The sequence below is a fragment of the Streptomyces phaeochromogenes genome (assembly GCF_001418655.1).
GTDB classification, from domain to species: domain Bacteria; phylum Actinomycetota; class Actinomycetes; order Streptomycetales; family Streptomycetaceae; genus Streptomyces; species Streptomyces phaeochromogenes.
Genome location: NZ_LIQZ01000131.1, coordinates 1 through 14,832, shown reverse-complemented (window position 1 = coordinate 14,832; position 14,832 = coordinate 1). Strand labels below are relative to the sequence as shown.

General features: G+C 70.6%; 13 protein-coding genes. 3 read left to right on the top strand and 10 right to left on the bottom strand.

Annotated elements, in window-relative coordinates:
* Nucleotides 1-41: 41 nt before the first annotated feature.
* Nucleotides 42-1,028, bottom strand: a complete 987-nt coding sequence (locus tag AOK17_RS18400) for an arabinan endo-1,5-alpha-L-arabinosidase (protein ID WP_055613589.1) — start codon at nt 1,026-1,028, stop codon at nt 42-44.
* A gap of 297 nt (nt 1,029-1,325) precedes the next feature.
* Between AOK17_RS18400 and AOK17_RS18395 the strand changes: the two genes are divergently transcribed.
* A complete protein-coding gene (locus AOK17_RS18395; protein ID WP_107102431.1) occupies nt 1,326-2,081 on the top strand; it encodes an intradiol ring-cleavage dioxygenase in 756 nt (251 codons plus the stop codon).
* Between the two features lie 328 nt (nt 2,082-2,409).
* Here AOK17_RS18395 and AOK17_RS18390 read toward each other — a convergent pair whose 3' ends face one another.
* Nucleotides 2,410-2,673, bottom strand: coding sequence for a hypothetical protein (locus tag AOK17_RS18390; RefSeq protein WP_055613586.1), 264 nt, complete (start codon nt 2,671-2,673; stop codon nt 2,410-2,412).
* A gap of 121 nt (nt 2,674-2,794) precedes the next feature.
* Between AOK17_RS18390 and AOK17_RS18385 the strand changes: the two genes are divergently transcribed.
* A complete protein-coding gene (locus tag AOK17_RS18385; RefSeq protein WP_055613588.1) occupies nt 2,795-3,700 on the top strand; it encodes a LysR family transcriptional regulator in 906 nt (301 codons plus the stop codon).
* A gap of 78 nt (nt 3,701-3,778) precedes the next feature.
* Nucleotides 3,779-5,299: a helix-turn-helix domain-containing protein gene (locus tag AOK17_RS18380; RefSeq protein WP_063997248.1), complete on the top strand. Its 1,521-nt coding sequence runs from the start codon at nt 3,779-3,781 to the stop codon at nt 5,297-5,299.
* Between the two features lie 216 nt (nt 5,300-5,515).
* On the opposite strand, the gene AOK17_RS18375 is transcribed toward AOK17_RS18380, so the two are convergent.
* The 8 genes from AOK17_RS18375 to AOK17_RS18340 all read right to left on the bottom strand — a co-directional run.
* Entirely contained in the window at nt 5,516-6,424 is a 909-nt protein-coding gene (locus AOK17_RS18375; protein ID WP_055613585.1) for a sulfite exporter TauE/SafE family protein, read from the bottom strand.
* A 184-nt stretch (nt 6,425-6,608) separates the two neighbouring features.
* Nucleotides 6,609-8,123 carry an arabinosylfuranosidase ArfA gene (arfA, locus tag AOK17_RS18370; protein ID WP_055613584.1) on the bottom strand — a complete coding sequence of 505 codons (1,515 nt, stop codon included), beginning with the start codon at nt 8,121-8,123 and terminating at the stop codon, nt 6,609-6,611.
* Nucleotides 8,124-8,181: 58 nt separating this feature from the next.
* On the bottom strand, nt 8,182-9,078 hold the full coding sequence (locus tag AOK17_RS18365) for a carbohydrate ABC transporter permease (protein WP_055613583.1): 897 nt from the start codon (nt 9,076-9,078) through the stop codon (nt 8,182-8,184).
* On the bottom strand, nt 9,075-10,016 hold the full coding sequence (locus AOK17_RS18360; RefSeq protein ID WP_055613582.1) for a carbohydrate ABC transporter permease: 942 nt from the start codon (nt 10,014-10,016) through the stop codon (nt 9,075-9,077). The genes AOK17_RS18365 and AOK17_RS18360 overlap by 4 nt, the downstream gene beginning before the upstream one ends.
* The gene (locus AOK17_RS18355) at nt 10,013-11,371 is read right to left on the bottom strand and encodes an extracellular solute-binding protein (protein WP_055613581.1); all 1,359 of its coding nucleotides are present in this window, start codon (nt 11,369-11,371) and stop codon (nt 10,013-10,015) included. Before AOK17_RS18355 ends, AOK17_RS18360 begins: the two co-directional genes overlap by 4 nt.
* A 209-nt stretch (nt 11,372-11,580) precedes the next feature.
* Nucleotides 11,581-12,489: an SMP-30/gluconolactonase/LRE family protein gene (locus AOK17_RS18350; RefSeq protein ID WP_055613580.1), complete on the bottom strand. Its 909-nt coding sequence runs from the start codon at nt 12,487-12,489 to the stop codon at nt 11,581-11,583.
* Nucleotides 12,486-13,361 carry an IclR family transcriptional regulator domain-containing protein gene (locus AOK17_RS53770; protein WP_079053112.1) on the bottom strand — a complete coding sequence of 292 codons (876 nt, stop codon included), beginning with the start codon at nt 13,359-13,361 and terminating at the stop codon, nt 12,486-12,488. Before AOK17_RS53770 ends, AOK17_RS18350 begins: the two co-directional genes overlap by 4 nt.
* Before the next feature lie 412 nt (nt 13,362-13,773).
* Nucleotides 13,774-14,832 (bottom strand): peptidoglycan recognition protein family protein (locus AOK17_RS18340; RefSeq protein WP_055613579.1); only part of this gene is annotated, 1,059 nt, incomplete at its 5' end.

The following is a 14,832-nucleotide window of genomic DNA, read 5'->3' as shown; positions in this document are numbered from 1 at the left end:
CACCCACCCGCACCCAACGAGCCACCTCCCCGCGGAGCTCATCAGTAGGCCACTGGCCACCCCCCACTCCAGTTCAGCAGGTTGATCCCCAGCTTGGGCGTGCCGTTGTCCTGGCCGTCGTAGTAGTGGTAGACGATCAGGTCCCCGTCCGAGTCCGCCAGAATCGACTGCCCACCGGGCCCGACGTACCGCCCGTGCGACTCCAGCACAGGCGTGCCGCCGTTGTTCGTCATCGCGACGCCGCTCTTGTCGTAGTACGGCCCGGTGACACTGGTGGCCCGGCCCACTTTGACCTTGTACGTGGAACTGGTGCCGGCACAGCAGGTGTCGTACGACGCGAACAGGTAGTAGTAGCCGCCCCGTTTGACGATCGACGGCGCCTCGACCGCCTTCGTGCCGGTCGGGCGGGAGGCGATCGAATAGCGCGTGGTGTTCGACGAGAGCTGCTTGCCGGTCGACGGGTTGATCTGGATCATCTTCAGCCCCGTCCACCAACTGCCGAAGGACAGCCACCACTTGCCGTCGTCGTCCACGAAGAGGTTCGGGTCGATGGCGTTGTAGTCGCTGGACGTGGTGGAGGTGTAGACGGTCCCCTGGTCGCTCCACGAGCCGGGCAGCCCGGTCGGCGAAGTGGCCAGCCCGATGGCCGACTTGTTCGAGCCGAAGGTCGAAACCGCGTAGTACATCAGGTACTTGCCACCGCGGTACGAGATGTCGGGCGCCCACGCCTCGGTGGCGTAGGACGACCACCAGCCCGGCTTGGTGCCGAAGGCGTCCCCGCCCGCGCTGAAGGCGATCCGGTTGGCCGAGGTCTTGTGGGCGAGGCCGCCGCCGGTGGCGTACAGCAGGTACTGGCCCGACGAGGTACGGATCATCGTCGGGTCGTGGACGACGGTCGAGCCGGTGACGGTGCCCGGATTCGGGTACGCGGACGCGGTGCCCGGGACGAGGGCGAGCAGGATCGCCGCGGGGACGGCGAGCAGGGTCGTTCCACGGGGCCTGCGACGGCGGGTCCCGCGGCGGCGCATGTCGTGGGGGCGCGTGTTGTGGGGGATGCGGCTCACGAGGGGTCCTCCTGCACGTGGGGAGAGGCAGGGTGCGTTCGAGCGCGTTCGAGGTACCGAACGACGGCCATGGCTTCGAACGGGAAAGTAGAATCGAACCCATTGCGCGTCAACGGTTCACACGGCCCCTCGGGCCACGGGAAACGTCGAAAATGTTTCGGCACCCCAGGCATCCCAGGTGTCTCACAAGCGACTTGACGCCTCGTCGCTTTGCCGAACGCACAGCACCCCGACAGATTCCGTGCCTACGGTGCCATGTTCATGACAGACACTTCGATCCGACGCCGAACCGTACTCATCGCCGGTGGCGCCACCGCGGCCACGCTGACCGTGGGAGCCACGGCCCCCGAAGCCCCCTCGGCCGCCGACCCGGCCTCCGCGGTCCCGGTGGCCGCCGCGGCCGTCTGCACCCTCACCAAGGAGATGACCGAAGGCCCCTACTACCTCGACGGACAGCTCGTCCGCGCCGATGTCAGCGAGGACAAGACCGGTGTCCCACTGAAACTCACGCTCACCGTCGTCGACGACGACACGTGCGCCCCGCTCGGCAACGCGCTCGTGGAGATCTGGCACTGCGACGCGCTCGGCGAGTACTCCGGGTTCGTCGGGGGCAACGGGCACGACGAGCCGGACAACGGGACGTTCCTGCGGGGCGGGGTACTGACCGGCTCCGACGGCGTCGCCCGGATCACCAGCGTCTATCCCGGCTGGTACCGGGGTCGGTGCATCCACATCCACGTGAAGGTGCACACCGACGTCACGCTGACCTCCGACGGCTCCTTCGAGGGCGGCCAGGAACTGCACACCGGGCAGCTGTTCTTCGACGAGGGGATCACCGAGGACGTGGCGGAGGTGGCCGCGTACGCCGCCAACACCGTGCCCCGGACGACCCTCGCTCAGGACTCCATCTACGACGAAGGAGGCGCCGCCTCGGGCCTGCTGACCCTCACCGCACTGGGCAGCTCGGCGACGTCCGGCTACGCGGGCACGCTGACACTGGGCGTCGAAACGGGCTGAGTGCCGGGGGGTTCGGTCGGCTGCGGGCCGGTGAAGGCCGATGGCGCAGTTCCCCGCGCCCCTTCGGGCCGCCGGGAGCTGCGCCTTTCGGCGGCACGGCCTGGGGCACGCGAAGCGCCACCCTTCAGGGACTCGGGCCCGGGGGCGCGCGAAGCGCCGCCCTTCAGGGACTCGGGCCCGGGGGGGGCACGCGAACGCCGCCCTTCAGGGACTCAGGCCCGGGGGGCACGCGAACGCCGCCCTTCAGCAACTCGGGCCCGGGGGCGCGCGAAGCGCCGCCCTTCAGGGGCGCGGGGAACTGCGCGGCCCACACCGACCGGCCCGCAGCTCACACCACCCCGCAACGAACACCGTCGGCCCCCTCGGCAGCAGGCCCCTCGGCAGCAGGCCGACTGCGCGAGACGACACGCATGCCCCGCGCATCCACAACCCGCATCTGAAGCGAACCGCACCCGCAGCGGGTCCACACCGTGTGGCCCGCCGCGGTGCCGTGCCGGGACACCACCTGGAAGGGCTCCGCACGGTCGGGCCAGCCGCAGTACGGGCACGCGTCGCCGACGGGCCGGTCATGGGTGTGGGCTGTGCTGGTCATCTGTCTGCAACTCCTTGTGCGGGTGATCGGGGATGGACCGTCGCGACACCTCCAGCGTGCAACCGAGGCTTCGTGTACGTCCAGGTTGACTTTCCGGACCTCACCTTGAAGCGTGGACTTCATGATTGATCTGCGTCGGCTACACGTACTGCGGGCCGTCGAGCACTACGGCACGGTGACCGCCGCGGCCCGCGCCCTGCACCTCACGACGTCCGCCGCCTCGCAGCAGGTCCGCCAGCTCGCGCGTGAGCTGGGCGTCGATCTGCTGGAGCCCCAGGGGCGGGGCGTACGGCTCACGCAGGCCGCGCAGAGCCTGATCACGCACGCCGACGCGATCCAGGCCCGCTGGGAACGGGCCGAACTGGATCTGCGGGCCGACCACGGCGATCCGGCCGGGCTGCTGCGGGTCAGCGGCTTCCCGATGGCGATCTCGGTGCTGCTCGCCCCGATGGCGGCCCGGCTGCGGGACCGCCACCCCCGGCTCTCCGTACGGATACAGGAGGCGGAGGTCCCGTCGAGCTTCGACCTGCTCTTCGAGGGCGAGACCGATCTCGCGGTCGTCGAGGCGACCCCGCGCAACCCGCCGCTCGGCGACGCCCGCTTCGACCAGCAGCCGCTCCTGGACGACCCGTTCGACCTGGTCGTGCCCGACCGCCACCGGCTGGCGGGGCTGCGCAGGGTCGACCTCTCGGAGGCGGCGCGCGAGGACTGGATCGCGCCGGTCCAGGACAGCCCCTGCCGGGTGCACGTGCTCTCGGCGTGCGGTGCGGCCGGCTTCACCCCCGACGTCGTCCACCACGCGCTGGACTGGAACGTGATGGCCCACCTCGTCGCCCACGGTCTGGGGATCGCCCTCATCCCCCGGCTCGCCCATCTGACCCCGCACCTGCCCATCACCCGCGTCCGGTGCACCGGCGACCCGCACCGCAAACTCCTCACCTGCACCCGCGCCGGCGGCCACGAACGCCCGGCCGTCGCGGCGGCGCTGGGCGAGCTGCGGTCCCTCGCGCCGACGGCGGTGGCGTGACGGAGGCGGGGAGACAGGAACAGCCTTTATGGTTCCGAATTGGAGGTTCGTCGCGGTGGCGGGAAGGTGAGTCGAGCTGTGGAGACGCTGGGGCAGGCGGAGAGTCTCGACGAGCTGCTGCGGCTCGTACGGCGGCACGGGAGCCCCACGGAAGTACTGCGATGGCTCGGCCGGCGGATCGGGGCGGACGCCGCGTGGATCGGACGCCAGGGCACGATCGAGGCGGCGACGGCGGGCTTCCCCCGGCAGGTCGCCGACGAGCTGCGCGACCAGGTGGCACGCCTGACCCACGGACGGCTGGCCGCGGCCACGACACAGGCCGGCGAGCTGGAGGTGCACCTGGAGGCCTTCGGCGCGCGCGAGCCGCGTCCGGTACTGGTGACGGTCAGCGCCTCACCGCTGCCCCGGGAGGCCGTACTGCTGGCGTCGCAGGCCGGTGGCCTCGTCGAGCTGCTGGGCCGGGCGTCGGAGGGCGACGCCGGCTCACGCGGGTACGAGGCGAAGGCGGCGCAGCTGCGGTTCGCGGTCCTGACCGCCCTGCTCGCCGGGGACGTCACCATGGCACGGCGGATGACCACGGGTGACGTACCGCCGCTGCTGAACGCGGAGCGCGTACGGGTCCATCTCCTGCACTGCCCGCCCGACGACCGGGACCGGCTGGCCAGGACCTATCTGGACTCCTCGGGCTACCACGGCCCGGGTCTGATGGTGAACTGCCCGGTGTTCAAGGAGCAGCTGATCTGCCCCGTCGCCGAGGACCCGGAACTCGGCGGCCGTTTCCAGCAGGGCGAGATGCTGCGCCGACTGGTCAGCGAGAACCCCGGATACGCGCTGGGCGTCAGCAGGCCCCACCCGCTGGCCGCCACGGGTGAGGCCTACGGCGAGGCCGTGCACGCCCTGGCCGTCGCCCGCAACTCCCCCGACCGGCTGGCCGCGTACCGGGGACGGCCCTCGCTGGTGCACGTACTGCCCCGCCGGGCGGCCCTCGCCTGGGCGCGCGCCTACCTGGAGCCGCTGCACGACGCCCCCAAGCCCACCGTGGACGTCATCCGTCTGGCCGTGACGTTCACCCGGTCCGGCGTGGCCCGTCTGCTGCACCTCAGCCGCACCACCGTCACGGCCCACTGCCGCCGGGCGGAGGAGGCCCTGGGCATCGACCTGGGCGAGGTACGCACCCGTGCCACGCTCGATCTGGCCCTGTCCCTCAGCCCCCTCCAGTCCGATCCCACCGACGCCGTCCAGCCGGTCGCGCCACCGCTCGGTGAGCTTCTGCGCACCGCTCCCGCCACCGCGTGGGCGGAGCCCTTCCTCCGTCCCCTCCACGACACCCGGCACCGCGATCTGTACCGCACCGTGGAGGCCTGGATCGACGCCAACACCGACGCCCAGCGCACGGCCTCACGGGTGGGTCTCAGCCGCAACACGGTCCGCGCCCATCTGCGCGCCGCCGAGGGCCTGCTCAACCGCGACCTGCTGACCACCGGTTCCGGCATCCACGACCTCGTCCACGCCCTGCGCGTCACGACTGCGCACCGTGCACACCCCACGGACGAATCTGGCCACCGTGCACAGTGGTCCCCGAAGCACGCCGCCTCCTAACGTGCTCACTGGAGGGGCAGTCGACACCGACGCCCCAACCATCCGGTGCAGCGGCGAATGGTCCACGGGGGAGACCATTCGCCGCGCCCGAAGAGGGCGCCCTTTCTGGGTGCGGGGCTCTGGCGAATTCGGCTCTGCACCAGCCGCGCCCTTCAGGGGCGCGGGGAACTGCGCGGCCAGCCCCTCCGACCCGCACCTACGAACAACCCGCGCCCCCTACACGGCAACGGCCCGCCGCTCCCCCGCGTCCCTCTCCAACGCCTTCTCCCTCCGATGCGCCCGGATCGAGTACGTCAGCGCCGCAGCCCACACCACACAGACCAAGCCATAGACGACCCCACTGACCACCCCCGACGCCCCAACCCACTCGCTCCTCAGCAACGTACGCACGTTGGTGACGACGATGACCCCGCCCACCGCGGAACCCAGCACCCGCGCGGGCAGCAACCGCACCAGCCAGGCCGCCACCGGCGCCGCCACCGTCCCGCCGAGCAGAAACGCGGCGACCCACCCCCAGTTGAGCCCCTGGGAGCCGAGCGAGAAGAGAAAGCCGAGACTCGCGGCCACGGCCACGAGGAACTCGCTCGTGTCGATGGACCCGATCACCTTGCGCGGCTCCATCCGGCCGCCGGCCAGCAACGCCGGCGTACCGACCGGCCCCCAGCCGCCTCCCCCGGTCGCGTCCAGGAACCCGGCGACCAGGCCGAGCGGCGACAGGAACCGCTTGCGCAGCGGCTTGCCGAGGTTGCCCTTGGGCAGGCCGCGGAACGTGAACCGGGACAGCACGTACAGCCCGAGCCCGAGCAGGATCAGCGACATCACCGGCTCGGCGGTCCCGGTGGACAGCCCCGACAGCACGGTCGCGCCGAGGAAGGCCCCGACCGCCCCGGGGACGCCGATCTTCGCCACGACCTTCCAGTCCACGTTCCCGAACCGCCAGTGCGAGGCGCCGGACATCAGCGTCGTACCGATCTCGGCGAGGTGCACGGTGGCCGAGGCGGCGGCCGGGTTGGTGCCCATGGAGAGCAGCAGGGTGGTCGAGGTCACGCCGTAGGCCATGCCGAGGCTGCCGTCCACCAGCTGGGCACCGAGGCCCGCCAGGGCGAGCAGTACCAGCGTGCGCATCGTGTCCGTCCCGTCTTGTCGCGTTGTCCCCTCGAAAGGTGGAAGGGACCCACGGGACGGTAGGTGCCGAAGGTGAGGATTGCCTGAGCGGGAAATGAGCACACCGCACAGACGCCCTCACGGGCCCCAAGGACAGGTGCCCCGGCCGGAGGGGACCGGGGCACCACAAGCGGTCGGGCCGGCCTCAGGCCAGCCGGATCACGTTCCAGGACAGCGGCTCCAGGACAGCACTCAGCGTGCCGTCCTGGAGCGTGGTCCCCTGCACGGCCCGCGGAGCGACCCGGTCCGGCTCGGCGAGCGTGTTGCGGGCGTCCGGATCCGCGTCCGCGAGCACGCTGTGCTCGACGACGGAGGTCAACTCCAGCCTGTTCAGGGCGACTTCGAGCGGCAGTGCCTCCGTCCGACTGCGGTTGACCGCGAAGACGGTGACCGAGCCGTCCGCCGCGCGCACGGCGGTGGCGTGCAGCAGATCGGTCTCCCCGTACTTCTTCGTCTCGTACGTCGGTGAGTCGACCCGTACGTCGAGGACCTCCCCGCGCCCGTACCGCGAGGCCTGCGCGAAGGGGAAGAACGTCGTCTGCCGCCAGGCCGGGCCGCCCGGCTCGGTCATGATCGGCGCGATGACGTTGACGAGCTGGGCGAGGCAGGCGACGGTCACCCGGTCGGCGTGCCGCAGCAGCGCGACGAGGAGCGAGCCGAAGACGACCGCGTCCATGACGCTGTAGTTGTCCTCAAGGAGGCGGGGGGCCTCCGCCCAGTCCCGCTCGGCGGAGTCCTCGATCGCGTGCCACCCCGACATGTACCAGACGTTCCACTCGTCGAAGGAGAGGTTGATCTTCTTCTTCGACTTGAGCTTCGCACCGATGTGGTCGCAGGTGGCCACGACGTTCTCGATGAACGACTCCATGTCCACGGCGGACGCCAGGAAGGAGTCGACGTCGCCGTCCTGGGGCTCGTAGTAGGCGTGCAGGGAGACGTGGTCGACGAGGTCGTACGTCTCCGCCAGGACCGTCGCCTCCCACGCGGCGAAGGTCGGCATGGACTGGCTGGAGGAGCCGCAGGCGACCAGTTCGACGGAGGGGTCGATCTGCCGCATCGCGCGGGCGGTCTCGGCGGCGACCCGTCCGTACTCCTCGGCGGTCTTGTGGCCGGTCTGCCACGGACCGTCCATCTCGTTCCCCAGGCACCACATTTTGATGCCGAACGGGTCCTTGTCGCCGTGCGCGATCCGCTGCTCGGACAGGGCGGTCCCGGCCGGGTGGTTGGCGTACTCCTGGAGCTCCAGGGCCTCCGCCACGCCCCTGGTCCCGAGGTTGACGGCCATTATCGGCTCGGCCTGCGGGCCGATCTTCTTCAGGAAGGCGATGTACTCGGAGAGCCCGAAGCGGTTGGACTCCGTCGACCGCCAGGCGAGGTCGAGCCGCCGGGGCCGCTCCTCGGCCGGGCCGACCGAGTCCTCCCACTTGTAGCCGGAGACGAAGTTGCCGCCGGGATAGCGGATGGCTGTGACGCCGAGTTCACGGACGAGCTCCAGCACGTCCGTCCGCAGACCCGCCTCGTCGGCCGCGGGGTGGCCCGGCTCGAAGATGCCGGTGTAGACGCAACGGCCGAGGTGTTCCACGAACGAGCCGAAGAGACGGGGGTTGACTTCGCCGACGGTGAAGGCGGGGTCGAGGGTGAAGCGGGCCTTGTCGTGCATGGTTGCCTTGTTCGCCTTTCGGGGAGGGTGGTTGTGGTTCGTTGGCTGCTGTCGGGAACTACTGGCCCGCGAGGCCCGTGTGGGCCACGCCGGTGACTATCTGGCGTTGGAAGAAGACGAAGACGACGATCAGGGGCAGGCCCGCCATCAGGCCGCCGGCCATGAGCTGGGCCCACTGGATGCCGTAGGAGTTCATGACGGTCGCGATGCCGTTCGGCATGGTCATCAGATCGGGGTTGTTGGTCACCATGTAGGGCCAGAGGAAGTTGTTCCAGGACGCGATGAAGGTGAAGATGCCGACCGCGGCCAGCGAGGGGCGGGAGAGCGGGAGCACGATGGTGAAGAAGACCCGCCAGCGGCCCGCGCCGTCGATGAAGGCGGCCTCCTCCAGTTCGCGCGGGATGCCCTGGAAGAACTTGTAGAGGATGTAGACCATCGCGGCGGGCGCGCACTGCGGGAGGATCATGCCCCAGTAGGTGTCGACCATCCCCATCTGCTGGACGGTGGTGAAGAGGGGGACCCCCAGGACGGCGGGCGAGACCATCAGACCGGTCATGACCAGGCCCAGCAGGAAGCCCTTGCCGCGGAACTCCGTGCGGGCGAAGCCGTATCCGGCGAGTGCGCCGACGCTCAGCACCACGGCCGTCACGCACACCGAGACCACCAGCGAGTTCACGAACCAGTTGGTGATGTTGCCGGTCTCGAAGATCGCCGACCATGCCTGGGTCGTCCAGTCCTTCGGAAGCCAGTGCGTCGGCACCTCGACGGCCTCGGTCTCCGACTTGAGCGAGGTGAACAGCGCCCAGGCGAGCGGCGCGAGGAACACCGCGGAGACGGCGGCGCCGAGGAGGGTGAGCACGATCTGGCTGGGTGTCCAGGGCCTGCGGGTCGCCCTGCCGCTCGTCCTGCGGGCCGCCTTGCGCGTGTTGACGCGGGTCTGTGCGGCGGTGCTCATCGGCCGCCCTCCTCACGGTTGCGCAGCAGCCACATCCGGGCGAGGGCGACGGCCGCGATGATCACGAAGAAGATGATGGAGATCGCCGAGGCGTAGCCGACGCGGTAGCTGGTGAAGCCCTCTTCGAGGGTGTACTGCACGAACGTCCTGGTGGATCCCTCGGGTCCGGGCAGGAAGTCCATCATCACCACGGCCTGGTCGAACACCTGGAGTGAGGCGAGGATCTGCAGGGCGATGACAAGGCCGGTGATGTGCCGCAGCATCGGCAGGGTGATGTGGACCATGCGGTGCCAGGCGTTCGCGCCGTCCAGCCTGGCGGCCTCGTAGAGGTGCGCGGGGATGCCCTGGAGGGCGGCGAGGTAGAGCAGGAAGCTGAACCCGACCGTCCACCACAGGGTGCAGACGACGACGGCGAGCATGGCGTACGACTTGTCGGTCAGCCACGCCGTCTCGATGCCGAAGACGTGGTTGATCATCCCGGTGCCGGGGTTGAACAGCCACTGCCACAGGTTGGCGGCGACGGTGGACGGCAGCAGGAACGGGGCGAAGAAGCACAGCCGCCACAGCCACTTGCCGCGTTCGATGTGGTGGGCGAGCATCGCGAGGAGGAAGGCGAGGACGGTGATGCAGGGCACGACCAGGAGCGTGAAGTACGCGCTGTGGCCCAGCGATTCCCACACCAGCGGGTCGTCCAGGGCCTCGCGGTAGTTGTCGAGGCCGATGAAGCTCGTGGCGTCGCCGGAGATGTTGGCGTCCGTGAAACTGAGGTAGAGGCCGCGCAGCAGCGGCCAGATCACGAACAGCGCGAACAGCGCGAGGAACGGGGCGACGAACCAGCCGCCGTGCTGGAAGCCCTGTTTGCGGCGGACGGTGGCGCCGGCCGCGGCGGTCCTCGCGCGCGTCGGAGCGATGACGGTCTGTGCACTGGTCGCCGTCATGCGACCGCACCTCCCTGCGCGGCGGTCCTGCCGTCCATGGGGTTTTTCATGGCGAGGAGTTCGGTGAGCGTGCTCCTCATCCGGCGGGCGGCGGCGTCCGGCCTGGCGGAGCCCATCGTCGAGGAGACGACAATCGGGCCGACGCGCTGGGCCAGGATGCCGGTGGACCCGGCGAACCACACCTTCGGCTCGGTGGCCTGGTGATCCATCGCCGAGACGTACTCGCTCTGCGGGTTCAGCTTCTTGTAGGCGTCCGTGGACAGGGTGGGCGTGTAGGCGGGGATGTGGCCGCCGCCCGCCCACTGCCGGGCGTGCCGCACGATGTAGGCGGCGAGCCGGTGCGCGGCCTCGTTCGCGGCCCCGCCGCGGTCGGACTGGTGCGGCAGCACGAAGGCGTGCGACTCGGCGTGGGTGGCCCGCTTGCCGAAGACGGGCGGCAGCGGGGTCGCGCCGTAGTCGAGCTTCGCGCTGTCGAAGACGGGCACCGACCAGTTGCCCTCCCAGACGAACGGGCCGCCGTTGACGAACTGTTCGGCGCCCGCGCCGCCCGCGAAGCCCGGGTCGACGTACCCGTCGGTGATGTGCCGGCGCAGGAACTCCAGTACCTGGGTGGCCTTGTCGGTGTCGAAGGTGACCTCGGCGCCGGCATCGTCGAACCAGGTGCCGCCGAGCTGGGTGTAGAAGGCGACGAAGAACCACCACTGGAAGTTCTGGTCGGCGGACCACATGCCGATGGTCTGCAGGCCCTTCCTGGTGGCCTGCTTGGCCTCCTTGAGCACGTCGAACCACTCGTCGACGGAGGTGACCGGCACCATGCGGCCGTCGTCGCCGAGCAGGCCCGCCTTCTTGAGCACGTCCTTGCGGTAGAAGCAGAGCTGTACGTGGATGTCGAGCGGCAGGGCGTAGAGCGTGCCGTCGATGACGGCGCGCTTCCACAGCTCGGGGTTGAAGTCGGCTTCCCGCACGCCGTACTTGGCGAGCAGTCCGGCGTCCCAGGGGTCCAGGAGCCGACCGGGCGAGAAGCCGGTGACCCGGCCCAGGTGCATGACGCCGAGGTCGGGCGCGCGGTTGCCCGCCGCCGCCATGGCCAGCTTGGTGTAGAAGGGGCTCCCCCACTGGAGGGTGGAGTCCTTCACGTCGATGCCGGGGTTCGCCGCGCGGAAGGCGTCCAGCATCGCGATCATGTTGTAGCCGTCGCCGCCGCTGAAGAGGTTCCAGTAGCGGACGCGGGTGTCGGCGCCGGAGGCGAGCGCGTCCGCCCCGGTGCCGAGGGCGGCGAACCCGAAGCTTCCCGCGACCGTCAGCCCGCTCAGTCCCGCCAGGATCTGCCTGCGATTCAGGCCAGGTCGTCCCATACCTTGCCTAACTGTTCGAAATTTCGATGAATGCTCGCAACTTCGAACGGGACCGTAGATAGGAAGCGCTTACTAGTCAATGGTTCGCACAAAAACAGCGGCCCCCGTCCGGCGACCGGACGGGGGCTTCGGGTGCTTTCCCAGGTGCTGTACGGAACGTCGGCTGCTCTACGGAACGTCGACTGCTCTACGGGACGTCGGCCGCGCGATCAGCCGGCGAACGCGGGCTGGGGCAGGCCCTTGCCCGCACCGGGGACCACGAGCACCGAGCCGGCGAGCGGATGCGGCGCCTCCAGCCCCGTACGGGCCGTCGTGATGTACAGATCGGTCAGGTCGGCGCCGCCGAACGCGCAGGCGGTGGGGCGCGGCACCGGCAGCTCCACCACACGGTCCAGCTTGCCGTCCGGGGTGTAGCGGCGGACCGCGCCGCCGTCCCACAGGGCGACCCAGACGCAGCCGTCGGCGTCGACGGTGAGACCGTCGGGGAAACCGGCACCCTCCTCGATGACCGCCAACTCGCGCCTGCCACCGACCCTTTGGCCGTCGAAGTCGAAGACGTCGATCCGACGGGTCGGTGAGTCGATGTAGTACATGAGGCGGCCGTCGGGGCTCCAGCCCGTGCCGTTGCTCACCGCCACGTCGTCGAGGACGGTCTCGACCGTGCCGTCGGGGGCGACACGGGAGAGCGTGCCGCCACCCGGCGCCTCGTCGTAGCGCATGGTGCCCGCCCACAGGGCGCCGTCGGGCGCGACCGCCGCGTCGTTGGCGCGACGGCCGGGAACGACCTCCCGCCACAGCCACCGAAAGCCACCCGGGCCGCCAGAGCGGTCCGAGGCACCCGAGTCGCCGGAAGCACCCGTGGACTCCCCGCCGGGACCGTAAAGCCCCACGCCGTCACGGAGGTTGACGACCAGCCCGCCCCCCACCCGCGGCTTCGCCGCCCCCACGTGCTGCTCGGTCGCCATGACCGTGCTGCGGCCGGAGACCGGGTCGTACGTGTGGACCCGGGAGCCGAGGATGTCGATCCAGATCAGCCGCTGGGCATCGGCGTCCCAGGTAGGGCCTTCGCCGAGGGCCGCCTCCGCGAGGACGGCCACCTCGTACGACGCGTAGGTCATCCCACGCTCCGGTGCCCGAGCCGCTCCGACAGCTCGGCGGCGCCCTTCGCGGCGAGCTGCTCCAGTTCGGCGCGGCGCTCGTCGCTCCAGCGGATCATCGGTACGGAGATGGAGAGCGCGGCCACGACCTGGCCCGTGCGGTCGCGCACCGGCGCGGCGACACAGCTGACGTCGGGGTTCGACTCGCGGCTCTCCACCGCGATGCCACGGACGCGGATCTCGTTGAGGGCCTCGCGCAGGGCGGCCGGCTCGGTGATGCTGTTCGGCGTCATCCGGATCAGATCGGCGTCGTCGGGGATCCGCGCGGTCAGCTCGGGCTCGGAGAGCGAGGCGAGCAGCATCTTGCCCACCGAGGTGCAGTGGGCGGGCAGCCGGCGGCCCGCCGCCTTGAGCTCGCCCTTCACAAACTCCTCGAACTCGGCCTGGCTGACCTGGCGGGTGATCGCCGGGAAGACCTCGGCCTCCTCCAGGGCGAGATGAGGGCGCAGGACGTCCAGCAGTTCCCGGATGACCGGGGCGCGTTCGGGAAGGGGGCGGGTGCGGTCGGCCGCGTCGTCGGCGAGTTTCTGGATGAGGGTGTGTTCCTTTTCCAGCTCGTCGAGGATGGTGGCGATGCTCGGCTCCCGGTCGCGTACCAGGGGGTGGAGCTTTTCGTCCTCGCCGTGGTGGTGCTGGTGGAGTACCGCGATCACCAGCTCGATCTGCTCCTGGACCGCTTCGGCCCGCCGGCCGGATTCGGCCGCGTCCGCCAGTCGGCTCAGTTCCTCGCGCAGCCCGCGGTGGATCAGGATTCCGCCGATGTCGTCATGTTGAGGCTGAACCTGTGGTTGTGACTGCGGATTCGGATCCGGCTGCGGTCGTTCCGTCGTCATGGTCGACTCCGTCCCCCGTGTGGTCTCCGTCGAGGCGTACGGAAGCCATCCCTAGCGGGCGCGGAGCGGTCACGCGAGGCGGCTCGCGCGCGGCGCGCAGGGCGGGTGGGTCGCGCATCGGCGCGCCCGGTCCGGTCGTCCGGCCGGAGGTGCGGGAGCTGTGCCGTACGCCGACTGCCGGGGCCCCTGAGGCGGCGCGCACCCGGGCCTTCGTACGCCGTCCGGCCGTTTCCGCGTGCGCCAGGACCGGTCCGTCCCCGTACGCGAGGCCGGGCGGGCACTCCGGTGGGAGTGATCCCGAACGCCCGCGCGCGGGGGACGTATTGCGTACGGGGAGGGCGGCGCGGGGGCCAGCCCTGCGGGGGCACCCGAAGGTACCCCCACGGACCCCCGCGGCACTCGGCGTTGCTGTTCAGCCGGTGCCGGCCGCGGCCTTCCGCAGCGTCACGAGCTCTCCGTACATCACGTCGCCCGGGCACTCCGTCGACAGCCAGTCGCGGTGGCCGCTGATCTCGTTGACGTCCTTCGTGGTGCCGTTGATCGGGTTGGTGTACGTGACCTTGGCCTGGGGGTCGACCCCGTGGAAGCGGGTCAGGGCGCGGACCAGCCTGGTGAGGGACGCGCGGGCGGCGTCGGTCGGGCCCTGTTCCATCAGGTTGCCGAGGAGGGCGATGCCGAGGTTGCCCGAGTTGAAGCCGCCGACGTGGAAGGCGGTCACGAGCTTGCCGTCGGCGTCGTGGGCCGCGACGCCGTCGTCGCCCGAGTAACGGCCTTCGTAGACGTTGCCCTTTTCGTCGATGAGGAAGTGGTAGCCGATGTCGCCCCAGTCGTTCGTGATCGCGTGGAGCTGGTAGATCGCGCGCACCGTGGCGGCCGGGTCCGGGTCGTCGTTGGCGGTGGCGGTGTGGTGGACCGTGAGCGTCTGGAACGGGTAGTACGCAGTCGGCGTGTTCTCCGTGCCGTCCGGCTTGAAGCGGAGCTTCTCGTCCGCGCCCCAGGCCGCCCGCGAGAGGTAGGCGACACCGCGCACCCGGGTCGTGTCCGTCGGCACCGCCACCTTGCGGGTCGGGCCCTGCGTCGTGTCGATGGCCATCGAACGCAGCCCGGTGGCTCCGTCCGGCGCCTTCAGCTCGTAGCCCGCGGCCCGGTCGACGGGGATGAGCAGCGCGCCGCCGTTGCTGTCCGAACACCCGTTACCGCTCAGGGACTTCCAGGCTCCCTTGCCGCCGTCGGCGTCGGTCAGCCGGATACCGCCGCCGGTGGCCTCACCGGTACCGGCCCAGCGCACGCCCACGTAACCGATGGGGAAGGCGGCCTCTACCGGCGCCTCGCCCGTGGCCTCCTTGGCGCGGGTCTTCGGGAAGGTCTCGGGGGTCGTACCGGGCTCGGCGTCGGTGGTGTCCGAACCGGCCGCGTCCGAGGTGGTGTTGGCCATCACGACGGGGGTGAGCGCGGCACCCGCCGCGACCGC

Coding starts and splice junctions, on each gene's coding strand:
- AOK17_RS18400 (WP_055613589.1), bottom strand. CDS start 1,028: ATGCGCCGCCGCGGGACCCGCCGTCGCAGGCCCCGTGGAACGACCCTG.
- AOK17_RS18395 (WP_107102431.1), top strand. CDS start 1,326: ATGACAGACACTTCGATCCGACGCCGAACCGTACTCATCGCCGGTGGC.
- AOK17_RS18390 (WP_055613586.1), bottom strand. CDS start 2,673: ATGACCAGCACAGCCCACACCCATGACCGGCCCGTCGGCGACGCGTGC.
- AOK17_RS18385 (WP_055613588.1), top strand. CDS start 2,795: ATGATTGATCTGCGTCGGCTACACGTACTGCGGGCCGTCGAGCACTAC.
- AOK17_RS18375 (WP_055613585.1), bottom strand. CDS start 6,424: ATGCGCACGCTGGTACTGCTCGCCCTGGCGGGCCTCGGTGCCCAGCTG.
- arfA (WP_055613584.1), bottom strand. CDS start 8,123: ATGCACGACAAGGCCCGCTTCACCCTCGACCCCGCCTTCACCGTCGGC.
- AOK17_RS18365 (WP_055613583.1), bottom strand. CDS start 9,078: ATGAGCACCGCCGCACAGACCCGCGTCAACACGCGCAAGGCGGCCCGC.
- AOK17_RS18360 (WP_055613582.1), bottom strand. CDS start 10,016: ATGACGGCGACCAGTGCACAGACCGTCATCGCTCCGACGCGCGCGAGG.
- AOK17_RS18355 (WP_055613581.1), bottom strand. CDS start 11,371: ATGGGACGACCTGGCCTGAATCGCAGGCAGATCCTGGCGGGACTGAGC.
- AOK17_RS18350 (WP_055613580.1), bottom strand. CDS start 12,489: ATGACCTACGCGTCGTACGAGGTGGCCGTCCTCGCGGAGGCGGCCCTC.
- AOK17_RS53770 (WP_079053112.1), bottom strand. CDS start 13,361: ATGACGACGGAACGACCGCAGCCGGATCCGAATCCGCAGTCACAACCA.